This window comes from Terriglobales bacterium (assembly GCA_035651995.1).
Classification (GTDB): domain Bacteria; phylum Acidobacteriota; class Terriglobia; order Terriglobales; family Acidobacteriaceae; genus DASRER01.
This window is the reverse complement of the sequence record DASRER010000022.1, coordinates 114,776-137,961: the sequence shown is the minus strand read 5'-3', so window position 1 is coordinate 137,961 and position 23,186 is coordinate 114,776. Positions and strand designations below refer to the sequence as shown.

The 23,186-nt window shown below is 64.3% G+C and carries 17 protein-coding genes; 6 read left to right on the top strand and 11 right to left on the bottom strand.

Annotation, left to right across the window (positions count from 1 at the left end):
* Nucleotides 1–55: 55 nt before the first annotated feature.
* The 4 genes from VFA60_08615 to VFA60_08600 all read right to left on the bottom strand — a co-directional run bounded on the left by VFA60_08615 (nucleotide 56) and on the right by VFA60_08600 (nucleotide 3,979).
* Entirely contained in the window at nucleotides 56–1,429 is a 1,374-nt protein-coding gene (locus VFA60_08615; protein HZQ91838.1) for an FAD-binding oxidoreductase, read from the bottom strand.
* The gene (locus VFA60_08610) at nucleotides 1,426–2,874 is read right to left on the bottom strand and encodes an FAD-linked oxidase C-terminal domain-containing protein (protein ID HZQ91837.1); all 1,449 of its coding nucleotides are present in this window, start codon (nucleotides 2,872–2,874) and stop codon (nucleotides 1,426–1,428) included. The genes VFA60_08615 and VFA60_08610 overlap by 4 nt, the downstream gene beginning before the upstream one ends.
* A 157-nt stretch (nucleotides 2,875–3,031) precedes the next feature.
* The gene (locus tag VFA60_08605) at nucleotides 3,032–3,469 is read right to left on the bottom strand and encodes a CBS domain-containing protein (GenBank protein ID HZQ91836.1); all 438 of its coding nucleotides are present in this window, start codon (nucleotides 3,467–3,469) and stop codon (nucleotides 3,032–3,034) included.
* Between the two features lie 168 nt (nucleotides 3,470–3,637).
* Nucleotides 3,638–3,979, bottom strand: coding sequence for a YbjQ family protein (locus VFA60_08600; GenBank protein ID HZQ91835.1), 342 nt, complete (start codon nucleotides 3,977–3,979; stop codon nucleotides 3,638–3,640).
* Between the two features lie 140 nt (nucleotides 3,980–4,119).
* Here VFA60_08600 and VFA60_08595 point away from each other — a divergent pair, with 140 nt between their 5' ends.
* Nucleotides 4,120–5,409 (top strand): Xaa-Pro peptidase family protein, encoded by a 1,290-nt coding sequence (locus tag VFA60_08595; GenBank protein ID HZQ91834.1) that lies wholly within the window; start codon nucleotides 4,120–4,122, stop codon nucleotides 5,407–5,409.
* Here VFA60_08595 and VFA60_08590 read toward each other — a convergent pair.
* Nucleotides 5,363–5,926, bottom strand: a complete 564-nt coding sequence (locus VFA60_08590; protein HZQ91833.1) for a hypothetical protein — start codon at nucleotides 5,924–5,926, stop codon at nucleotides 5,363–5,365. The genes VFA60_08595 and VFA60_08590 overlap by 47 nt on opposite strands.
* Nucleotides 5,927–6,162: 236 nt before the next feature.
* On the opposite strand from VFA60_08590, the gene VFA60_08585 reads away from it, so the two are divergent.
* Nucleotides 6,163–6,912, top strand: a complete 750-nt coding sequence (locus VFA60_08585) for a lipid-binding SYLF domain-containing protein (GenBank protein HZQ91832.1) — start codon at nucleotides 6,163–6,165, stop codon at nucleotides 6,910–6,912.
* Nucleotides 6,913–7,107: 195 nt separating this feature from the next.
* Here VFA60_08585 and VFA60_08580 read toward each other — a convergent pair whose 3' ends face one another.
* The 3 genes from VFA60_08580 to VFA60_08570 all read right to left on the bottom strand — a co-directional run bounded on the left by VFA60_08580 (nucleotide 7,108) and on the right by VFA60_08570 (nucleotide 10,251).
* A complete protein-coding gene (locus VFA60_08580; protein ID HZQ91831.1) occupies nucleotides 7,108–7,875 on the bottom strand; it encodes an alpha/beta hydrolase-fold protein in 768 nt (255 codons plus the stop codon).
* Between the two features lie 232 nt (nucleotides 7,876–8,107).
* Nucleotides 8,108–9,532 carry an FtsX-like permease family protein gene (locus VFA60_08575; protein ID HZQ91830.1) on the bottom strand — a complete coding sequence of 475 codons (1,425 nt, stop codon included), beginning with the start codon at nucleotides 9,530–9,532 and terminating at the stop codon, nucleotides 8,108–8,110.
* Nucleotides 9,529–10,251, bottom strand: a complete 723-nt coding sequence (locus VFA60_08570) for an ABC transporter ATP-binding protein (GenBank protein HZQ91829.1) — start codon at nucleotides 10,249–10,251, stop codon at nucleotides 9,529–9,531. Before VFA60_08570 ends, VFA60_08575 begins: the two co-directional genes overlap by 4 nt.
* A 189-nt stretch (nucleotides 10,252–10,440) precedes the next feature.
* Here VFA60_08570 and VFA60_08565 point away from each other — a divergent pair, with 189 nt between their 5' ends.
* A complete protein-coding gene (locus VFA60_08565) occupies nucleotides 10,441–11,214 on the top strand; it encodes a BON domain-containing protein (GenBank protein ID HZQ91828.1) in 774 nt (257 codons plus the stop codon).
* Between the two features lie 150 nt (nucleotides 11,215–11,364).
* Here the strand turns inward: VFA60_08565 and VFA60_08560 are convergent, their stop codons facing one another.
* Nucleotides 11,365–14,487 carry a hypothetical protein gene (locus tag VFA60_08560; protein HZQ91827.1) on the bottom strand — a complete coding sequence of 1,041 codons (3,123 nt, stop codon included), beginning with the start codon at nucleotides 14,485–14,487 and terminating at the stop codon, nucleotides 11,365–11,367.
* Between the two features lie 121 nt (nucleotides 14,488–14,608).
* Nucleotides 14,609–16,141, bottom strand: a complete 1,533-nt coding sequence (locus VFA60_08555) for a M20/M25/M40 family metallo-hydrolase (protein ID HZQ91826.1) — start codon at nucleotides 16,139–16,141, stop codon at nucleotides 14,609–14,611.
* 207 nt (nucleotides 16,142–16,348) lie between these two features.
* Between VFA60_08555 and VFA60_08550 the strand changes: the two genes are divergently transcribed.
* The 3 genes from VFA60_08550 (at nucleotide 16,349) to VFA60_08540 (ending at nucleotide 19,242) form a co-directional block, all read left to right on the top strand.
* Nucleotides 16,349–17,668, top strand: a complete 1,320-nt coding sequence (locus tag VFA60_08550) for an MFS transporter (protein ID HZQ91825.1) — start codon at nucleotides 16,349–16,351, stop codon at nucleotides 17,666–17,668.
* Between the two features lie 16 nt (nucleotides 17,669–17,684).
* A complete protein-coding gene (locus VFA60_08545) occupies nucleotides 17,685–17,957 on the top strand; it encodes a hypothetical protein (GenBank protein HZQ91824.1) in 273 nt (90 codons plus the stop codon).
* A 196-nt stretch (nucleotides 17,958–18,153) separates the two neighbouring features.
* The gene (locus VFA60_08540) at nucleotides 18,154–19,242 is read left to right on the top strand and encodes a hypothetical protein (protein HZQ91823.1); all 1,089 of its coding nucleotides are present in this window, start codon (nucleotides 18,154–18,156) and stop codon (nucleotides 19,240–19,242) included.
* A gap of 2,330 nt (nucleotides 19,243–21,572) precedes the next feature.
* Here VFA60_08540 and VFA60_08535 read toward each other — a convergent pair.
* Complete coding sequence (locus VFA60_08535; GenBank protein ID HZQ91822.1) at nucleotides 21,573–23,081, bottom strand: MraY family glycosyltransferase; 1,509 nt, start codon at nucleotides 23,079–23,081, stop codon at nucleotides 21,573–21,575.
* Nucleotides 23,082–23,186 lie beyond the last annotated feature (105 nt).

Here is a 23,186-nt window from a genome sequence, read left to right as displayed (position 1 = left end):
AATGCAAAATGCACAATGAGCGCCACGCTCTTGAATTTCATTTTGCATCTTGCATTCACACCACGAAACGTCCTCGATTCAAAATGGCGTTGGGATCGAGCTTCTGCTTGATGGCGCGCATGGAAGCCAGGTCTGAGGTCGGCGTTCCCCACACATCGAAGTGGCGCTTGGCCTCGAGTGGGCAGCGCGTGACGATCGCCACCGAGCTGCGTGGCAACGCCGCGCGCAGGGCCGAAGCGGCGCCGGCGTACTGCATGGCCGAGGGCGGATCGACTGCGAGCGGACTGAAAACGGCGATCATTGCGCCCATGCGTCCGATGATCGAGGAAACGAAGTTGTAGTCGGTGGCGGTCTTTTCGACCGCGGCGATCGCGCCGGCGACTTCCGTGTTCGTGACCGCGATCTGCACGACCATGGCGTTGCGCTGGCGCGCTGCGGCTTCCGCATCGAGCGCGGCGACGCGCCGCCAGAGCGTATTTTCCTCCGGGCCGCTTATTTCGCGGGTCGCGGTCTGGCCGAGATCACGGCGATAGCGGGCCAGGACGGCGTCGCTTCCCGCGGCGCGAACGAACACGGCCCAGTTCGTGCTTCGCGTGGGGCCGGAGGGCGGCGTGTAGTCCTCGGGATGGACGGGGGCTGCCGCCGGGCGCAGAAAACGCTTGGCATGCGGCGAAACGAGCTCCAGGCACATGGGTGTGAGTGGCGACGAAGCCACGTGCTCGTAGCAGGCCAGCGCAGCGGACGAGTTTGGAAATCCGGCGGCGAGCGTGACCGTTTGCCGCGGGCGCGGCGCCAGCTTGAAGCTGGCGCTGGTGATGACGCCGAGCGTGCCGTAGCTGCCGATGAGCAGCTTCATCAGGTCGTAGCCGGCAACGTTCTTCACCACGCGGCCGCCGCCTTTGACGCGGCGCGCGTCGCCGGCGACGAAGCGAATGCCGATGCAGTGGTCGCGCACCGTGCCGCAGGCGAAGCGCATAGGGCCTTGCGCCGCCGTCGCGAGCAGGCCGCCGACGGTTCGCGTGTCGTTTTCAAGAACATCCATGGGCAGCATCTGGCCGTGCTCGGCGACGATGCGGTCGAGCTCACCAAGCGTCATGCCGGCGCCGACGCCGATGGTGAGGTCGCCGGGATCGTGGTGCTCGACCTGGGTCAGGCGCGAGGTGCGCAAGAGCACGTCAATGCGCTCGGGGATGTTGCCGATTGCCTGCTGCGCTCCGCCGCCGTGCGGTGCGACGCACCAGCCGCGCTGGTTGGCGAGCGCGATGATCGCCGTGACTTCCTCGGCTGAGCCGGGGGTGACGGCGGCCGCGGGGACGACGCCGTCAATCGCAAGCGATTGCAGTTCGGCTGCAGCCGCTGAAACGTGCGCGTCGCCCACGATGGCGGCGAGTTCGTCGGCAAGCGATGGCGCGGCCACGGCGGGATTCATGCCTGTCCTGGGGGGCGCGATTCGACCACGCCGGGAAAGCGCGGCGTCATGACTTCGCGGCAGCTGCGTGTGGTGGGCAGGATTTTTTGCGGGTTGAGCGTGGAGCGCGGGTTGAAGGCGTCGCGCAGGCAGGCCATCGCGCTCAGGTCGTCGCCGGAGAAGTTCAGCGGCATGAGCTCGTTCTTTTCCATGCCGACGCCGTGCTCGCCGGTGATGGAGCCCCCAACCGCGACGCAATACTCGAGGATCTCGCGCCCGGCCTCGTGCGTGCGATGGGTCATCTCGGCATCGCGCGGATCGAAGAGGATGAGCGGGTGCAAGTTGCCGTCGCCCGCGTGAAAGATGTTGCCGATCGTGAGGCCGTATTTCTTGCCGATGTTTTCGATGTGACGCAGCGTGTCGGGCACGCGGGTACGCGGAATGACGCCGTCCTGCACGTAATAAGAAGGAGAGATGCGGCCGATGGCGCCGAAGGCATTTTTGCGCCCGGCCCAGAGGAGCTGGCGCTCGCGCTCGTCTTTGGCGACGCGCACCTCGCGCGCACGCTGCTCGGCGCAAACGCGCCGCACGGCGTCCACCTGTTCGGCCACGGCTTCGCGCAGACCTTCGACTTCGATGAGCAGCACGGCGCCGGAGTCGAGGGGGAAACCGGCGTGGGTGGCGGCTTCCACGGTGCGGAGCGTCCAGCCATCGAGCATTTCGAGCGCCGCCGGGGTAATGCCTTCGCGCGTGATGGCGACCACGGTGTTGGCGGCGTCTTCCACGGTATTGAAGATACCGAGGAGGGTGGCGACCGCTTCCGGCAGGCGCGAAAGCTTGACCGTGATCTTCGTCGCGATACCGAGCGTGCCCTCGGAGCCGACGAAGAAGCCGGGCAGGTCGTAGCCGCAGCTGTCGGCCACCTTGCTGCCGAACTCGACCACGCGACCGTCGGGCAGCACGACCTCGAGTCCGGTGACGTGGTTCACGGTGACGCCGTAGGCCAGCGTGTGCGGACCGCCGGAATTTTCAGCAACGTTGCCGCCGATGGTACACGCCTTCTGGCTGGAGGGATCGGGCGCGAAGTAGTAGCCGAACCTCGAGGTGGCGTTGCTCAGCTCCAGGTTCACCACCCCGGGCTGGACGACGGCGCGGCGATTCGGGATGTCGATTTCCAGGATGCGGTTCATGCGGGCGAAGCCGAGCACGATGCTTCCCTGCCGCGAGATGGCGCCGCCGCTCAAACCGGTGCCAGCGCCGCGAGGGACGACGGAGAGGTTTTCGGCCGTGGCGAGCTTCATGATCGCGGAAACCTGCTCGGTCGTCTGCGGGAAAACTACCGCGCGCGGCGTGCCCTGCGCCAGGCCGCCGTCGTACTCGTAAAGCATGAGGTCTTCCGGGCGGTCGAGCACGGCGTCGCTGCCGGCGATCTTCTTCAACTGCCTGATGACGGAGGGAAAGCGCATGAGAGGAGGCGCTGCGTTGGATTGTAACTCAGTGGATAGTGGAGAGTGGAAAGTGGACAGTCCAGGCGGTTGATTCAGGCAGTCTGCTGATTGGTGACGTGCGGCGCCCCTTCGGCGGTCTTGTTATCCACTATTCACCATCCACTATCCACTGCTTTTACGATTCGCCGTAGCTGGCGTGGATGTAGGCGCGCATGTGGCGGACCTCATCGTCTTTTTCCGTGAGGTCGCGGAGCAGCAGGTCGCGCAGGGAAACGAGGCCGAGGAGAGTCTTGCCGTCCCAGATGGGCAGGTGGCGGAAGCCATGCTGCTTCATCAGGATCATGCAATTCTCCAGCTTCTCGGCGGGCGCGACTACGAGAGGATTCGGCGTCATGACGTCGCGCACGAGAGTGGATGCGGGGTCGCGGCCCTCGGTGACGACGCGCTTCATGATGTCGCGTTCGGAAAAGATGCCGACCAGCTTGCCGCCTTCGACGACGGGAACGGCGCCGATGTTGCGCTCCACCATCCAACGGGCGGCGGCGAGCACGGTGTGGGCAGCGTCAACGAAGTAGACTTCTCGTCCCCGGACGAGATCGTAGATGGTGGCCATACTCGTTCCCCCTGAGCAGCTTTTCCAGAAAACCGGGCCTGGCTACCAGCGGACGGCGGCAGACTGGGCACGCTGCCGTCGTGGGCCGGCGAAATCGTACCTCTGTTGCGAAAAGAATGACAAGCGTGGGCCCGGGGTTGTCCGGCCGTCGGCAGCGATCAGCGCACGTCAGCGCACCGGCTCGGCCACGACCGCCGTTCCGTAGGCGAGCACCTCGGTCACGCCCTGCATGACCTCAGTCGCGTCGTAGCGCGCGCCCACAATGGCGTTGGCGCCCAGCTCGGCCGCGTGCTGCAGCATCAGCTCGAAGGCTTTCGAGCGGGACTTCTCGCAGAGCTCGGTGAGCAGGGTGATGTTGCCGCCTACCAGCGTCTGCAATCCCGCGCCGATGGTGCCCAGTACCGAGCGCGAGCGCACGGTGATGCCGCGAACGACGCCCAGCGTGCGGACGACGCGGTGTCCGGTGAGATCGAAGGTGGTGCTGACCATATCGTGGCGGACGGCCGGCATGGCGTTTTACTCCGTTCGTGGGATTTGAGAGATCACAGTTTACAGTGCACAGTCCACGGTCAATCCGCCGATAGGCACGAGCGGTTGTGTGTGGTAGAAACGTGAGTTCCACAGGGTCGATGAGAAAAAGGAGTGACGCGATGATTTCGCGCCGCAGTTTCGTAGCCGTGACCGCCGCAGGCGCGGCGGGGTCGCTTCTGGAGCGGTCGTTTGCCGCAGAACCGCAGGCGCCGGGCGCATTGCCGCCGTCGATTGCGGAATTGAAGTCCATGCGCGACCAGGCCCAGCCCATCAGCAAAGATGAACGCCGCGAGCGGCTGGAGCGCGCGCGGCGGCTGATGCTGGAGAACAAACTCGACGCCATCATGCTCACCAGCGGCACGTCCATGCAGTACTTCACCGGCATGCGCTGGTCGGGCGCGGAGCGGCTGTTTGCCGCGGTGGTGCCGGCGAAGGGCGCGGCGTTCTTCGTGTGTCCCGCGTTCGAAGAAGACCGGGCGCGGGAGCAGATCGCGCTGAGCCCGCTCGATGCGCAGCCTGACGTGCGCACCTGGCACGAAGACCAGAGCCCGTACGAGCGCGTGGCGCAGGGCTTGCGTGAGCGCGGCGTGAGCAGCGGCGTGCTCGGCATTGAAGAGACCACGAAGTACGTCTTCGCCGAAGGTGTGGGCAAGGCGGCGCCGTCGGTGCGGCTGGCGAGCGCGACGCCGGTGACGGCGGGATGCCGCCAGATCAAGAGCGCGCATGAGCTGGCGCTGATGCAACTGGCCAACAAGGTGACGCTGGCGGCGTTCGAGGCGGCATACAAAGCCGTCCGCGACGGAATGACGCACGTCGAGTTCGCGGGGTTGATCTCGACGGCGCACGCGAGGCTCGGCTTCCCCGGCGGCGGATCGCTGGTGAACGTTGATCAGTACGCTGCGCTGCCGCACGGCTCGGTGACGCCGACCGTTATCCGCGAAGGCAGCCTGGTGCTGATTGACGGCGGCTGCACGGTGGAGGGTTACGAATCGGACATCAGCCGCACGTTCGTGCTCGGCAAACCGACCGGCAAGATGAAGCAGGTGTTCGACGTGGTGCACAAGGCGCAGAGCGCGGCGCTGGCGGCTGCCAGGCCCGGCGTGCAGTGCCAGGCGGTAGACGCGGCGGCGCGCAAGGTGATTGACGATGCCGGCTTCGGTCCCGATTACGCGCACTTCACGCACCGCGTGGGACACGGCATCGGCATGGACGGGCACGAGTGGCCATACCTGGTGCGCGGCAACACGCTCCCGCTGGCGGCAGGCATGACGTTCAGCGACGAGCCGGGCGTCTACATTCGCGGCGAGTTCGGCGTGCGGCTGGAAGACGACATGCACATCACCAGCAACGGCGCGGAGCTGTTCACACCGCAGAGCCCTTCGCTGGAACATCCGTTCGAGCGCGGGTAAGGGCCGCGACTCGCGGCCATGCCAAGGCGGCGGCGAGCAGCAGCAGAAGCGACGCCGCGCTGAGCGCTGCCTGGAACATCCACAACCGGGGAAACGCGCCGGTCAGCGGCGGCCAGACCGCCCATGCCAGGTTGACGTTGAGCACGGGTGGAGTGAGCGCGCGGCTGACGGGAACAAGCGCCACCTGCAGCGCCCAAGCGATTGCAATGGCCGCGCGCGGCGGGCGCGCGGCGCCGAGCACTGCGAATCCGGCGGCCAGCGGCAGCCCATGCACAACGATGGAGGTCGCAAGGAGCGGCCCGTCGAATTGCGCAGCGCCGAACGTGCCGCGGGTGACGATCACTTCGATCAACCACGCAGGAAATCCAATCGCAAGGTGAAACAGGAACCCGGCCCAGGCGAGGCTGCTCCAACCGCCCAGCAGGCCCAACGCAAGCGCCGCAGTGGCGACATGGCAGGACCAGAGCAGGTGGGCCAGTTCGCCCCATCCGTGGCGCGCCATGACGAGCGCGTGCACGGCGAGGCCGATGAGCAGCGCCGCTGACCAGAGTCTTTGCCGCGGGTTCAACACCTCACTCTCCTGAAGGCGCGCCGGGTTGCTCGGAGCCTCATCCGCGTTGAGAAAATTTCTACTCCACGCCGGGACGGGCTGCAAACCCGCCACAGAACAGGGGTATCCAACTAGAAGGTTGACGACTTTGCTCCGCACAGAGTGTGCGGCAGCCTAGGGATAAGGGATCAAGGTGGGGATCTATGAAGAAGTCTGTTGTTCTGCTGTTCGCAATCACTCTCACGGCGGCGACTGCGATTGGCTGTTCGTCGCGAAAAACGGCCGTCAATGCGCAAGGCCAGACGGTCACCGGGCCCAAAGCCGAGGTACTCGACCGCATGCAGCAGTCCTCGAAAGTACTCCATGACATCATGAACGCGCCTGACAGCGAGATTCCGGCCGAAGTGTTGAAGTCGGCCAAGTGCGTGGCGATTGTTCCCTCGATGATAAAAGGCGGTTTCGTCGTGGGCGGCCAGCACGGCCGCGGCGTGGCGACGTGCCGTCGTCCGAACGCCGGCTGGAGCGCGCCGGCATTTTTCACGCTGACCGGCGGAAGCTGGGGCGCGCAGATCGGCGCCGAAGGGGTGGACCTGGTGATGCTCATCATGAACGACGAGGGCATGCAGCAGCTCATGTCGAACCAGTTCAAGGTTGGCGCCTCCGGTTCGGTCGCGGCCGGTCCGGTTGGGCGCCATGCGGAAGCTTCGACCGACTGGAAGATGAGCACGGGCGTCCTTACTTACTCGCGCACGCGCGGGCTGTTCGCCGGCCTCGACCTGAACGGCGCGGTGGTGAAGCCGGATGAGGATTCCACTGTGGCTTTTTACGGCAAGAACGTGAACTTTTCCGACACCCTGGCGGGCAAGGTGACCACGCCCGCGGCGGCGCAGACGTTTCTGTCATCCGTGCGGCAGGCCTTCCGCGAAGCCAAGCAGGAGACCGCCGGCTTCTAAGGGTTATTCCTCGCGGCAGAAAAGGCCCCCGGAACAGCGAGGGCCTTTTGCTTTTGAGTGGACACTGGATAGTGAGCAGTGGAGAGCCGGAGCCTTGAGTGATGGGGAGCTGCGCTCGACGCCAGCAGTAGTGTCAGGTTGCAGTTTAGCGTCACGGCTGTAACTGTTTACGGTTCACTGCCCACCGTCCACTGTTCACTTCTTTTCAAACGCCTTCCACACAAACTCCAGCGACGCCGGCAGGTGTTGCGCCACGAAGACCCAGCCGTGTCCGCCGGGATAGAGATGGAATTCGTGGCGGATGCGGCGGGCGGTGAGGGTCTTGTCGAGCGCGACGGCGCCGGAGTCGAAGCCGTAGTCGTCTTCGCGGCCGCAGTCGAAGTAGATCTTCATGCCGGCGAGGGGAGCGTGCGCGGCCAGAGTGAGTGGGTTTTTCGTCTGCCAGTAGGCGGCGTCGAGGGGGCGGCCGAAGGTGTCAGTCAGCGCGGCCAGGCGCGAGGAGGCCAGGCCCCCCGACATGAGCCCGGGCGGCAGCGTCTTCATGATGGCGGGACTGTGGACCGCGACGGCGGCGAACAATTGCCGGTGCGCGAAGGCGAGGTGGAGAGCGCCGTATCCGCCCATGGAGACGCCGCCGACGGCGCGTGAGGCCCGTGCCGCCGCGATGCGGTAGCGCTTCTCGATCTGCGGAATGAATTCGGTGGTGAAGAAGCTCTCCCAGGGGCGACGGCCGTCGCGCGAGTTGATGAAGAAGGTGCTGCCGCCGTCGGGCGTGACGATGATGAACTCGCCGATGGTTCCCCGCTCGCGCAGGTGCTCCACCAGGTTCCAGGCGCCGGCGTCGATGAAGGTCTGCTCGTTCTCGAAGATGCCGTGCAGAAAGTAGAGAACGGGATAGGTCCGCTTCGGCTGCGCGTCGTAGGAGGGCGGCAACAACGCGCAGTAGCGCATAGGCCGCGCCATCACTTGGCTGCGGATGGCGCTGCACTCGACTCGGCCGAGAGACTGGGCCGGGGCGGGGAGGGCCGCGATCGCGAGCAGCGCGGCTGCCAGCGCCAGCCGAAGGCAAAAGGAAAAAAGTAAAGGCAAAAAGCAAGTACACCTGTCGCGGCAGGCCTGTGTCAGCGAAAGTCGTTTTTCCTTGTGCCTTCTTCCTTTTGCCTTACCCACAGCTTCTCGCACCACAAGGGCATCTCTACTCATACCGCAGGGCCTGGACAGGATCGAGCCTGGCGGCTCGGGCAGCGGGGTAGAGGCCGGAGACAAGGCTGACGACGATGGAGAAACCGATGGCGCCGCCGACCAGCCACCAGGGAACGAGCCAGATCTGCTCGGGCGGAAGCTGCTGGCGCTGGAGATAGATGTTGGTGCCGGTGTTGATGATGCGGCCGATGGCCCATCCGAGGAAGACGCCGAGCGCGCCGCCGGTGAAGCCCATCGTCGCCGCTTCGGCGAAGAAGAGCGTGCGGACGTCGCCGTCGCTGGCGCCGATGGCCTTCATGATCCCGATTTCGCGGCGGCGCTCGAGGATGGCCATGACCAGCGTGTTGATGATGCCAAGCGATGCGACGGCGAGCGCGAGGCTGCCGAAGATGCCGAGGAAGAGATCGAGAATCGCGAAGAAGCGGCGCAGGTTGCGGGTGGCGTCGAGCAGCGAGAAGGTGGCGAAGCCCATCTTCCTGGCGGCGTCTTCCACAGCCTGCACGGCGTTCGGGTCCTTCACACGCACGATCAGGCTCTGGTAGGTGCGGCTCTCGCGCCCGCGCATGACACTGCGCACGTCGGAGGTCTGCACGATGTTGAGCTTTTCCGCCAGCGCCAGCGGCATGAAGACGCGCGCGCGGGCGAAGCCGCGCATGCCGCCATAGGGCTCGGAGTCGATCACGCCGACGATCTTCAGCTTCTGCTCGCGCGGTATGACCGAGAAGCCCCACAGGCCCGCGTCCGCGCCGGCGCTTTCGCCGGAAGCCAGCGCCTTGCGCTCGGCGTAGCGGATGCTGAGTTCCCTGCCGATTACGTCTTTGGGATTCTTCTCCAGGTCCTTGGCGAACTCGGTAAGGACAAGCGCTTCCTGCGCGTCAGGAGAAGAGAAGAAGCTGCCCTGCAAACTGTCGAAGGCGTCGCTCTGGCGCGAGGAAGGCGGCAGCGCGGCGATGGCGGTGGCATGCGGCGCGTTGTTGTAGCGCACTTCGCCGAAGAAGCGGACTTCGGGATAGACCTCGAGGACGTTGGGAAGTTTGGAAAGTTCCTGGCGCGCGGGCTCGTCCACCACGCGGCCTTCGCTGGCGCCGAGCGGATTCGTGGCTGGCGCATTCGCGTCGCCGCTGGAGTTGGTGTTGGCGCTGGAGAATCCGGAGTTGCCGGAAGCCTGCGCATTGCTGCTGTCGTTGCCACGGCCCGGACCGCGTCCGAAGTTCTGCTGCTGATACACGACGACGGTGTTGAAGAGTCCGGATTGCGTGAGGCGGCGGCCGGCGAGTTCCTGCAATCCCACGCCCAGCGACAGCATAGCGACGAGCGATGCTACGCCGACGGCAATGCCGAGCGTGGTGAGCGAATTGCGCAGGATGGATTCGCGGAGGTTGCGGGTGGCGAGTTCGAGCGCGTCATAGGCCTTCATCGCTGGGCGACCTCGAGGGCGAGTTTGCCGTCGGCCAGGTGGATGGAGCGGTGCGCGTTGCGGTCGGCGATGGCGCGCTCGTGCGTGACCATCACCAGCGTCATGCCGAGCGACTGGTTGCACTCCCGGAGCAGCTTCATGATCTCTTCGCCGGTGCGGCTGTCGAGGTTGCCGGTGGGCTCGTCGGCCAGCAGGAGCGACGGCCGGTTGGCGAGCGCGCGGGCGAGCGACGAGCGCTGCTGCTCGCCGCCGGAGAGTTCGGTGGGTCGGTGGGTCAGGCGCGCGCCGAGTCCGACGCGTCCCAGCGCTTCGCGGGCGCGCTTGCGGCGCTCGGCGCGGTCGATCTCGGCAAAGCGCATGGGCAGCTCGACGTTTTCTTCGATGGTCATCGAAGGAATCAGGTTGAAGGACTGGAAAACCATGCCGACGGTGTTGCGGCGGTAGTGGGCCAGCTCAAGGGAGGTCATCTTCGCCAGGTCGCGGCCTTCGACCTCGATGACGCCGGAGGTCGGGCGATCGAGCCCGGCCAACAGGTTGAGCAAGGTGGACTTGCCGGATCCGGAGCTGCCCAGCAGCGCAAGGAACTCGCCGCGGCGGACTTCGAGTGACACGCCATCGACGGCCCGGATCGTGGTGGATCCCATCTGGTAGTGGCGGTGCGCTTCGCGCACGCGCACGATCTCGTCGTTTTGCCCGGTGTTCGGCCCGTCTGAGCTCATCTGCTGCATGTTACTACGCGCGCTCCGGCCAAATGGTTCCCGAGGGTCGGCAACACTGTTCCCCGGAAAAAGACTCGCTCTGGTTTCGAAAGAAATTTACGGCGAAGCCTGCCGTGGTTACCGCAACCGAATCCGGCGGCGGCGTTCTGGAATCAAATGCAGTACAGAGATCGAAAAGGAGAGAGAGCCATGGAAAGGAAATGGACCGGTGCAGCAGTACTGGCGGTAGTGGTACTGGCGCTGGCCGGCCTGTCTGTGGCGCAAACCGCAACTCACGCAGGCGCGCGCTACGACGGCCAGATCCAGCAGGACGTGAACCAGAAGCTGCAGCAGAAGGACAAGCTGCGCGGTGTGAGCGCCACGTCGGAGGACGGAATCGTGACCCTCACCGGGACGGTGGAGGTCTATCAGGACAAAGTGAACGCCGAGAAGACGGCGCGCAAGGTTGATCACGTGGCAGGCGTGCGGAACCTGGTCGAGGTGGGCCCGCAGGTTTCCGACGCGCAACTGCAGGAGGAAATCAGCCGCAAGCTGCGCTATGACCGCGTGGGTCATGCGCCGGTGTTCGACAGCCTGACGCTTGCCGTGCAACAGGGCGTAGTGACCGTGGGCGGAACCGTCCGTGACTATCCGGCCAGGGACGTTGCGCTGGCGGATGTCCGCAGCACCGCGGGTGTGAAGGACGTAGTGGACGAGATCAAGGTCGCGCCGCTTTCACCGAACGACGACCGCATTCGTCTGGCGGTGGCGCGGGCGGTGTACGGCGCGGGCCCGCTGAACCGCTACGCGATGGATCCGGCGGCGCCGATTCGCATCGTGGTGGTCAACGGACACGTGGAGCTCGACGGCCAGGTAAATACGGAACTGGAGAAGACCGTGGCCGGGATTCAAGCAAACTCGGTGCCGGGCGTCTTCAGCGTGAAGAACAATTTGATGGTCGCCGGCAGCAGCGAAGGCGACTGACGATGGTTGCCCCAGGTTCGCGCCGCAGAAGCGCGGCACGAACGTGGGGCACCCTCAAATTCGACGGGTGGAAAGAGGCGCAGCGCGCGCAGGAAAACCAGAGACCCCTGGACCCAAAGACCTGACGCGCGCTGCGCCTTTCTTTTGCATCTACTCGGAACCTGCGGCCAGCGCCGGCACTCCTTCCCTCTTCATCAAATCGTTGATCGCCGGAACCTCGGTTGCCGCGATCTGTTTCCACTTGGCGAGCTGCTCGTCGAGGCGCTTGCGCAGGTCTTCGTGGACGGCAACCTGCTGCGCCGTGGGCGCGCTGTCGTCGCCTTCGAGGCTGCGGCTGAAGCTGTCGAACTGCTCGTTGAGCATATTGGGAAACTTCAAATTGCCTTCCGAGCTCTTCATCTTCACCTGCATGAGCGTGCCCTCGACCGGAGACATTTGTTTCTCGAGGCGCTCGGCGGCTTCGTCGAGCGGCCTGGCGCGTCCGCTCTGTGCGGCCCACTTGCGCACGGTGTCGAGTTGCGAGCGCAGGTTGCGCATCTGGTTCACGGCTTGGTGGAGCTGCTGGATGCTCTCGCGCACTTGCATGGACAGCGCAAACTGCTTCTCCAGGTCGGCGGGTGGCGCCTTCACGCGCGGATCAACGCGGACCTCGAGCGGTTGCGTGTAGCTCTTGCCGCCGACGGTTAGCTTGAGCTGGTACTGACCGGGCAGGACGCGCGGTCCGCGCGGGCCGAGTCCGGCGTAGAACGCGCCGGGAATCTTGACGGGATTCTCCCAGCGCAAGTCCCACGGGAAACGGTTCATGCCGGCGGCGTCGGGCAGAACTTCGGCAGGTTTCTCCTGATCGGGCCACTCGGGCGGCTGCTCGCCGTCTTCTTTCTTTTCCTTATTGCTCAGGTGACGAACGAGTTTGCCGCTGGCGTCGTAGACGTCGAGCGTGATCTCGCCTTCCGGCTTCGCTTTCAGGAAGTAGTCAATCATCGCGCCCGGCGGGGGATTGTCGCCAACCGGCCGGCGGCGATCCACGTCTTCGGGATAGTGGAGACGCAGCGCGGGCTGCGGCCGGTAGAAGACGACCGGATCGCTGGACATCTGCGCGCTGACCTGGCGCAACGGCGTAACGTTGTCGAGAATCCAGAAGCTGCGGCCGTGGGTGGCGGCGATGAGGTCGTCGCCGTGAACTTCCAGGTCGTGAATCGGCGTGGTGGGCAGGTTGAGCTGCAGGCGCTGCCAGTGCTCGCCGTTGTCGAACGAAACGAAGGGGCCGGTTTCGGTTCCGGCGTAAACCAAACCCTTGCGCACCGGATCTTCGCGCACGCTGCGGACGTACGAGCCGGTGGGAATGCCGTTGTTCAGGCGCGTCCACGTTTTGCCGAAATCGGTCGTGTGGAAGATGTAGGGCGCCGTGTCGTCGAGCTTGTGGCGATCGACCGCGGCCCAGGCGCCGCCGGGATCGTGCGGCGAGGCCTCGATGATGCTGATCATGCTCCAGTCGGGCACTGCCTTGGGCGTGACGTTGGTCCAGTTCTTGCCGTCGTCGCGCGTGAGCCAGATGAGGCCGTCGTCGGTGCCGGCCCAGAGCGTGCCGGCCGCGTGCGGCGATTCGGCGATGGTGAAGACGGTGTCGTAGTACTCGACGCTGGTGATGTCGAGCGTGATCGGCCCGCCGGAGGGCTGCTGCTTGGATTTGTCGTTGCGCGTGAGGTCGCTGGAGATCTGCTGCCAGCTCTGGCCGCGGTCGCTGCTCTTAAATACGACTTCAGCGCTGGTGTAGAGCACGTCGGGATTGTGCTTCGAGAGAATCAGCGGCTCGGTCCACTGGAAGCGGTGCTCGAGCGCCGCGGCGCCGTTGCCGGAGACGTCGAGCGGGACCACGGAGATGTCTTTGGCCTGCTCGGTGCGCTTGTCGAAGCGCGAGATGTAGTACTCATTGTTGGCGTAAACGATGTTGGCATCGCGCGGATCGGGCGCGATGTAGCCGGTCTCGCCGCCGCCGACGCCGTACCAATCGCGGCTGGTGATCACGCCTTCATCGTCGTAGCTGGCGATGGCGACGGTGGTGTTGTCCTGCTGCGAGCCGTAAACGTAGTAGGGCCAGCGATTGTCGGTGATCACGTGGTAGAACTGCGCGGTCGGCTGGTTGTCCTGACGAGTCCAGGTTTTGCCGCCGTCGGTGGAAATGGTCGTGCCGCCGTCGTTGCCGTTAATGAGGCGGTTGGGATCGTCGGGATCGATCCAGAGGCCGTGATGGTCGCCGTGTGGTGCCGGAAGCAGCGTGAACGTCTTGCCGGCGTCGGTGGAGCGGAACAGGCCGGTGTTGAGCACGTAGAGCGTGTCGGCCGACTTGGGATCGGCGTAGATGTGGGTGAAGTACCAGGCGCGCTGGCGATAGCGCTCGTCGTCGTTCACGCGCGTCCAGGTTTCGCCGGCGTCGTCGGATCGGTAGATGCCGCCCTTCTCGGCTTCGATGAGCGCGTAGACGCGGTTGGCGTCGGCGCCGCTTACGGTTACACCGATGCGGCCCAGGATGGTGGTGGGCAACCCGTGGCCTTCGAGGCGCTTCCACGTCGCGCCTCCGTCGAGCGATTTGTAGAGCCCAGAGCCGGGGCCGCCGCTGTTCAGGCTCCACGGCGTGCGGTACACCTCCCAGAGCGCGGCGTAGGCGATGGTGGCGTTGTGCGGATCGAAAACGACATCAATCGCGCCGGTTTTCTCGTCCTTATATAGGACCTTGTTCCACGTCTTGCCGCCGTCGGTCGTGCGGAAGACGCCGCGCTCGGCGTTCGGGCCGTAGGCGTGACCGAGAGCCGCGACAAGGGCCACGTCAGGATTTTGCGGATCAACGATGACGGCGCCGATGTGGCGCGTGTCCCGTAGTCCAATGTTCTTCCAGGTACGTCCGCCGTCGGTGGATTTGTACACGCCGTCGCCATAGGTGATGTTGCCGCGAATGCATGCCTCGCCCGTCCCGACGTAAATAATGTTGTGGTTCGAAGGCGCCACAGCGATGGCGCCGATGGAAGAAACCGCTTCATGATCGAAGAGCGGCCTCCAATTGGCGCCGCCGTCAATCGTTTTCCAGACGCCGCCCGCGACTGCGCCGAAGTAGTAGGTGTTGGGCTCGCCCCGCACGCCTTCAACAGCGATAACGCGCCCGCCGCGGAACGGGCCAATCTGGCGCCACTTCATGCCCTTATAGAGGGACTCGTCGATCTGGGCGGAGGCGGCGAGGGCGAGAACAAGCGTGGCGACCAAGGTGATGAATTTGCGCATGAGTCCTCCGAATTAGCAATTGATCATCGGGCCATCGGGTCATCGGGCCACTGAGTTCGGTTTGCAACAGGACAGTCCTACAATTCTCAATGGTCAATGGCCCGATGACCCGAGATTCAATTCATTCCGCCGGCTCCGGCGTTGTCTCATGGTGCGGCAGCGGCGGCGGCATCTGACTCACGTTCCACATCCAGGCGGCGAGCACCGCGGCGCCCTGGTTGATTTCGTCGGGCAGAACTTTATCGAATGTGTCGGTCTGGCTGTGATGTGCCTCGCGATAGTGCGCCGGCTTCTGTATGCAGAAGTAAGACGGAACGCCCCGGCGCAGGAACGGCACGTGGTCCGACGAGCCGAAGTAGCGCGAGCTGAGCGGTTCGAGGTCGAACACTTCCTGGAGCGGCTGGTAAATCTCGTTCATGAGCGGCGCGGTGGCCCAAAGATTCTCCAGCGCAATGCTGAAGACGCGGCCGGTGCCGGTGTCGTGGATGAGCAGGGCATTGATTTTGGGAATTTCGGCCTCGTGGTTCTTCAGAAAGGTGGATGCGCCGACGCTGCCCTGCTCTTCGCCGGTGAACAGGATAAAGGTGAGCGTGCGCCTGGGCTTCCAGCCCAGAGCCTTCAACGCGCGCGCAGCTTCCAGGACGGCCATGGCGCCGGTGCCGTTATCGAGCGCGCCGGTGCCCAGGTCCCAGGAGTCGAGGTGGCCGCCGATGATGACGCGCTCGTCAGGCAGCTCGGAGCCTTTGATCTCGGCGACCGTGATGGCGGCGGGCGCGGGCCCGGCGCTGAGCGTGCCGGTGAGGTTGACCTTCATGCTGACAGCTCCGGCCTTGGCGAGGCGCGCGATGAGCGCGTAATCCTCGTGCGTGATGAAGGCCATGGGCGCTGCCGACGCCTGGTAGCGCTGGCTGCGCGCGCCGAGGTTGGCGCCGCCCATGTTGAACAGGTTGTCGGTCTTGCCGCTGTCGAAAATGATCGCCGCGGGCTGCTCGGCGGCGATGGCCCGCAGCAGCGCGCGGCGCTGGCGCGAGGAATTTTCGCTGCCCGGCTCGGGGACGCCGCGCACTGGCGCAATCACCGCGTCGTAGGCGTTATCAGGATGGTCGCCGTCGGGCGGGACTTTGGACGGCTCTCCGAACAGGACCACGGCGCCTTTGAGCTTTGACTTCTCAGCGCCGAGTTCTTCTTCGCGCTTGGCGGTCACGATGACCACATCGCCGCTGACTTCGCCCGGGGTCGGCTTGCTCCATCCCAGGGCGTGGATCGCGACGCTGCGCGCCAGGGGCGCGACGAGCGCGGCCGAATCCTGGCCGCGGTTGTAGGCGTGCGGAATTTCCAGCGACTCGAGGTGCGCGTCGAGGCCGTAATCGCGGAAGCGCTGGAGCGTCCACTGGGACGCCTTCTGCATGCCGGGCGAGCCGGTGAGGCGCGAGCCAATGTGCGTGGTCAGGTATTCCAGGTTCTTCATCAGCTCGGAGTGGGCGCTGATTTCAGACTGGATTTTCTTGTCGGCTGCCTCCATCGCCTCGCGGTAGACGCGCTTGTCTTCAGCGCTGCGCGAAACCGAGACCGGCGCCGGAGCGGCGGCCTGGGCCAGAAGGTTGAACGGGAGGACGAGCGGCAGAAACAGGAAAAGAGCGGCGGTGCGCTTCATCGGACCTCGAATGAGCATGGAACAAGAGAAATTAACACAAGGAGGACACCGAGGACGCGGAGGATCCTTGCATCGCAGGCCTTTGCGTCCTCGGTGTCCTGTTGTTTTCACTTCCGGCACGCCGGGATTGTGAGTGCGACCGCCGAGGCTACAATGCATCCAAAATAAAAGATGGCCGTCGAGACGGAGTCCCCACAACCTTCTTCAGTGCTGGGCGCTAACAGCGGACGCGGATGGTCGTGGCTGCCGGTAGCGCTGCGCGCGCTGCGCTATCGCAACTTCCGCCTGTTCTTCACCGGGCAACTGATCTCGCTGATCGGGACCTGGATGCAAACCGTGGCGCAGTCGTGGCTGGTGTACCGGCTGACCGGTTCGTCGGTGCTGCTGGGCGCCGTGGGGTTCGCCTCGCAGTTCCCGGTCTTTTTCATGTCGCCGGTGGCGGGCATCGTGGCCGACCGGGTGAACCGGCAAAAACTGGTGATTGCGACGCAGGTGGCGTCGATGCTGCTGGCGTTCATCCTGGCGGCGCTGACGCTGGCGCACCGGGTGCAGGTGTGGCACATCGTGGTGCTGGCGGTGCTGCTGGGCGTGGTGAACGCATTCGACGTGCCCGGGCGGCAGTCGTTCCTGGTCGAGATGGTCGGAAAAGAAGACCTGATGAACGCCATCGCGCTGAATTCCTCCATGTTCAACGGCGCCCGCATCGTGGGGCCGGCGGTGGCGGGCGTGCTGGTGGCGACGATCGGCGAAGGCTGGTGCTTCTTCGCCAACGCGGTGAGCTATATCGCGGTGATCGTGGGGCTGATGATGATGCGGGTGCAGCCGCGCGCCGTCCGCGAGCCGCGCGGACCGATCGAGGAGACGCTGGAAGGCTTCCGCTTCGCGCGGCATACCGCGCCGATCCGTGCGCTGCTGCTGCTGGTGGGATTGGTGAGCCTGGTGGGCATGCCGTACACGGTGCTGATGCCGATTTTCGCCGACCGGATCCTGCACGGCGGCGCGCGCGGCCTGGGCCTGCTGATGGGCTGCACGGGAGTGGGCGCGCTGCTGGGCGCATTGACGCTGGCGGCGCGCACCGGCCTCACCGGTTTGAGCCAGTGGATTGCGCGCGCGTCGGCGGCCTTCGGCATCAGCCTGGTGCTGTTCGCCGTGTCGCGGAATTTCTGGCTGTCGGCGGGGCTGCTGGTGCCGGTGGGGTTCGCGATGATGTTGCAGACCTCGTCCACCAACACCCTGATCCAGGCGATGGTCCCGGACCACCTGCGCGGGCGGGTGATGTCGCTCTACTCGATGATGATGATCGGCATGGCGCCCTTCGGCGCGCTCTTCGCCGGGCTGGTGGCCGACCGCATCGGCGCAGCCATGGCGGTGGCCATTGGCGGGGTGGCGTGCGTGGCAGGCGCAATTGCCTTCGGATCGCAATTGCCCACGCTGCGCGTGCAGGCGCGCGAGCTGATCATCGCGCAAACCCTGGCGGGCGGAGAGCCGCCGCAGGAGATGACCGCGCCGGCGTCGGTCAATCGCTGAGGCGGAGAAGATCCTGATGTCGCTGGGCAAGCTGCCGGTGCTGGCGCTGGACTCCAACGGCTTGCGGGTGCTGCTGCGGCTGGGCTTCGGGCAGAAGACGAGGAACTACGCGGCCAGCTACCGCTCGGCGCAGGCGGCCGCGATGAAGGAGCTGCCGGCGACCTGCGCGCAGCTCATGCGGGCGCATCATCTGCTGCGGCGGCACGGGCAGGAAATCTGCCGGAGGTCGCGGCCGGATTGCGAACACTGCCCCGTCGCCCGTTTGTGTCCTTTTCCGAAACAATCATGATTGCAGAAGAGTAATCGGGCTCGGCCCGAGCCCACATCGGGAATACTCATTCCTCAGCTATTCCCGTTTGACGCATCATGACGCTTGCTCGCCCCCCCCTTCCATCCCATATCGTTCCCGCCTCGGCCGCAGTCAATGAATCGCTGATGGGAGCAAGACCATGTCCAGGCAATTCAGTCGTTGCTCAACTGCCCTCTTGCTGACGGTTATCTCTCTGGCCTCTATCTGCTCCGCGCAAGTGATGGCCTGCGACTGCGGCTATCCGGGTGGGCCAGATTGCCCAAGCCCGCTTCCATCGCCCATCATCATTGATCTTGGCGGACAAGGCTTCTCACTCATAGGCCCGATGCAGAGCGTGCTCTTCGACATCCGCGCCGATGGCAACCCGATCCGCGTCGCCTGGACCAGCCCCGGCTCGAGCACCGCCTTCCTCGTGCTTGACCGCAACAACGACGGTCGCATTACCAGCGGTGCCGAACTGTTCGGCAACTTTACCGCGCAGCCCACGTCGGCTGAGCCCAACGGCTTCCTCGCGCTTGCCGAGTTCGACAAACCCGCGAACGGCGGTAACGGTGATGGCGTGATTGACGCGAACGATTCCATCTTCAACTCGCTCCGGCTCTGGGTAGATGCGAACCACAACGGCATCTCCGAACCGGAGGAACTGTTCACGCTTCCGTCGCAGGGCGTCTATTCCATGAGCCTCGACTACCGCGAATCGCGCCGTACCGACCAGTACGGTAACCAGTTCCGCTACCGCGCCAAGGTCAACGGCCCCGGCCAGAGCGACACAGGCCGCTGGGCGGTGGACGTGTTTCTCGCCATCGGCCCGCGCCCGCGCGGCAACAGCGCCCCGGTGTCCGATCCGCCAGGAACCATCAATGGCGCCGAACACCCCGAGCAGATTCCCACCGACGTGGTTTACAGCATGTTCCTGCGCATCGCGTCCTGTTCGGCTGATGCGACGCCGCTGCAGCAAAGCAAGTGCCGCCTCGTAAGGGGCGCCGTCGGCCTCGCCAGCGACGATGACACGCGCCTCGGCACGCACCTGGCCAGCTTCCTGGCCGAGGTCAGGCCCCTCGACGAGCGCATCATGGGGTTGCGCCATGGCCCCGACACGGCGGCCCTTCGCGCTTCGCTGAACGCGCAGCGCAAAGCCGCAACTCAGGCGCGTGTGGCTGCCTTAAAGCAGGAACTATCGCTCGACGGTGCGCAAAGGCTGGACAGCTTCATCAACGGAATGAAGGCTAAGATCAAGTACGTTCCGTTAACCACGGGCCGGTAACTCAGCCGACTTAGGAGCCGAACGAATGAGGAACGCAATCCGAGTTCTAGGACTTACAGTTGCGGTGGTGCTTCTCAATCCAATGCTGGCGCTAGCAGACGGCTGCGCCATGTATACCTATCGAGACCAGTGGATAGACGGCGACGGAAATGCTGTCTTCCAGAACTACGTCCAAGGTGACGATTCTTGCGGTACATATTCGGCGTACGCTGACGTTACGCTCACTTTGCCCAATGGCTCATCGGTACACGGGAGTTCCGCTGGAGCAACTTTCGCTGAGGCCCTTGCCCAGGGAGAGACGTCAAACCCAACCGGCGACGGATCCATAGCTGAAGAAAGCGACGTAGACTATGCTTGTGGCACGGCGTCCAATCTTCTTGGATCACCCGTCCAGTTCAATGGGGGCTTGGAGTTTATTTGGTATGATGACCCGGTGCTAATCGGCGTCGGCTTGCAATGCGGCTACACGCGCATCGCCAACTGCTCTCGGGCCGAGGGCGTGTACTGCGGCGACGCTCATCCGGCAAACCCTTTACGCATGCACCGACAACTTGGGAATACCCTATACCTCGGTACTCGAGATATATGGCTATGGCGAGGTTAAAATCGGGCCTGTCGTAATCGGGGGCTGCAAGACCTCAGCGAAAGCTCGGCAAGGCTCAACCGGAGAGGTCGGCGCATGCCAAGCAACCCCACTCCACCTCCCCCGATGAACGAATTGATCCAGGTTTTCGGTTTTCGTCAGCGCTTGCCTCGGCTGGGTGATGAGACCTGGCTGCTACGGTGGATCACCTGGCGGTCACGATTGCATGCCCTGTTGTCCGGACGACTCCATTGCCAATCTCTAGACATCCTAATTGCCTTGATCGTTTGTGGGTCGGAGGCCGTCATTGCTGCCGCCCTTGAAGTCGGGCCAAACGTCCTGCCTGACCTATACAAGGAAGCGTTGTTGGCTCGGGCCGAGCCCCCGTCAACAAGAACCATGTCTTCGGTGCTAACGAGCGCGCGGGATCACTCCGTCGCTCTCGGACACCGTACACTCTCCTCGGAGCACATTCTGCTCGCCTTGGCAAAGGACGAGCGACTTGCCAGTTCTCAGCTCCTTGCGAGCCACCGACTTACGTACGAACTATTGAGGGAATTCCTCTCGCGCCAGCCTGTTTCTCCTCACACCTTCTCCGTCGCGTTTCCGACTTTTTACTGCCAAATCCATCGAACGAGATGCCTGTGAGGCAGCGTGACCACTTCAGGTTTCGATACTCCCTGGGGTCTCATAACTGAGTTAAAGCAGCACTATCTCTCAAGCCGTCGCCCCCACAATAGAAATCTTCCAGACCGATTTCCCAATCCTTTGCTCCGCGCCGTTTGAGAGCAAGGGCGAGCGCCTCCGAGTCCATTCGCCACTTTCGGGGATTCGGCTGTCAACCCCACTTCACCCCCATTTCCCCGCAATCCATTCCAACCGCTCACAATAAAAACCTCTCGCGTCTTCCCATTCTCCCGCCCCAATTTGCTACTCTGGAAGTAGGGCCCCGAGCGGCGCCATCATCGCCGTCGGGGCCAAACTCTTGATGGAACATGCTGCGGAATGCGCTGTTTGCGGGTACGAAGGCCCCACGTCTGCGCACAGATCGCGCAGACATGGGGCACCCGGCCGGCGAGATCGGAGACGGAACCATCGAGGGAGATAGTAGCGCCGATTATGCCTGCGGATCGGCATTCAGTCCCTTTTCGAGGCTCTTTGGGATTGGTGCGACATATCAGTGGTTCTATCGCGATACCCAGTACGTGTTTAAGAAAATGGAACCTTGCCCTGACCCAATGGACCCGAAACCCGTAACCTGCACCGCCAACCAAGGGATCTACGATGATCCGATCCCGTGGTTATATGAGGAGCGAGTGCACTCATATTTCACGTTTTTCGGCATAAAGACATGCATGCCCACCGGAGAATTGCTAGCCGTTCAATTCTCTGAACCATCACGACCGTTTTGCTACGATCTGCCATAGTCCGAATGAATCTGTTGCGTATCGCCGGTGGTGCGCTTCTCCTGGTAGGTGGGACTCTCGCTCTTGCCTTCGTTCTCCAAGCCCATGCTCGGTCGAGACTCGATAATCGTTGGCACTTAAGCCTCGACTGGCTGGCCAATGGTACTTGCAGGGTCTTCGCCGAATTGGACGGACGCCTCGTCCTGCCTCTGGCTTCTCTCGCTATTCTTGCAGGATTGACGCTCTTGGGATCCTTGCTGCTACCCCGACGCTAAATTGCCCCTGGCGTGAAAGGGAGGGGGGCACCCTACCGCGGGGAGGGCGTGCGTGAAGAAAACTAACTAGGCGCTGGGAACGCGATACTCGGAGCCCGCCACCGCCGCCTTGGCCCGCTGCGGCTGCGAGCCGGGCGTGACGGCGCGGCGCAGGGCGCTGCCCAGCGCCGGACAGAAGTCGGCGGTCAGCAGGTTGATGTCGAGCAGCAAGGGCTTGTCATTCAGCGCGCGGCGCACGATGAACTGGCCGCAGAGCTGGCCGGCAGCGGCGACGTCGAGCGCCATCGTCCACTGGCTGACCTCGGCCGGGGCGCCGGGCTTCTCCCAATGGAAGGCGCGCAGGCGGGCGTCGGCGGGCTCGAAGCGCACGCCGTCGAAATCGTTCAGCGCGAAGGCGGCGACCACGATGCTCTCCACCTGATCCAGGTCGCGGGCCAGGCCGAGGGCCTCACTGGCGCGGCGCAGCGCCAGGTTGTTGATGATGACGCGCTTCTGATCAATGGTGCGGCGGGCGACGCGGCCCAGTTCGAAAAGCTCGTGGTAGCCGAGCTGCTGCACGCCGATCCAGATGACCGCGCCGACGATCAGCAAGGTAAGCGCGGTGGCGCCGGTAACCGAGTACATGAGCAGCAGGCTGGTCATGGCGAACACGGCGCTGACGGCGTAGAGCGCGATCACCGCCTGGCGGTGCGAGAGCCCGCGCTTGAGCATCTTGTGATGGATGTGCTCGTTGTCGGCGTGGAACAGCGGGCGTCCGCTGAGGAAGCGCCGCACCACGGAGAGCATCACGTCCAGGATCGGCAGCCCGAAGGAAACCAGCGGGATGGCGATGGAAATGATCGTCGGGCCTTTGCCGGCGCCGGTGAGGGCCAGCGCGCTCAGCATGAATCCAAGAAACAGGCTGCCCGAGTCGCCGAGAAAGATGGTGGCCGGGTTGAAGTTGTAGCGCAGGAAGCCAAGCGTCGAACCGATCAGCACCACACTCAGGTAGGCGACGAAAGACTTGTTTTGGTCGAGGGCGAGCAGCAGCACCACGAACATGGCGAACAGCGCCGAGCCGGCGGCGAGGCCGTCAAGGCCGTCGAGCAGGTTGAAGGCGTTGGTGATCCACAGCACCCAGAGCACGGTCAGCAGCAGGCTGATCCAGCCGGGCAGCGCCTGTCCTTCGTTCAATAAGCCGATGCTGGAGACGCGGAGCCCGTTGAAGAACAGCATTGCGGCGGCAAGCGTCTGCACCGCCAGCTTCAGGTATGGGCCAGCGTCGCGGAAGTCGTCGTACAAGCCAACCGCGAAGACGAGCACGGAGGGAACGGCGATCTTGGCGATGAGGCTGAGCGGCAGTCCGACCTGGTGGTCAACGATTCGCCAGACAATGCCCGAGGTCGCCAGCACGCCCCACATCGCCAGGTAAATGCCGACGCCGCCGAGGCGAGGAATAGGTGTGTTGTGCAGGTGGCGCGCCGAGGGCGCCGAGACTGCCCAGCCGCGGGCAACCGCAACGTGGCGGACAAACCAAGTCAGGATCAGCGACGAAAGCAGCGACGCGACGAATGCGCCCAGGTAGACGAGGGCCAATTACTCTCTCCCGCATCCAGCCAACGTCGCTGGAAAGTGAGCCGGGGCCGCGTTTGCCAAAGCCCCAGCCGGGTACGCCGGCTGGAAAACCTGTGCTCCGCTACA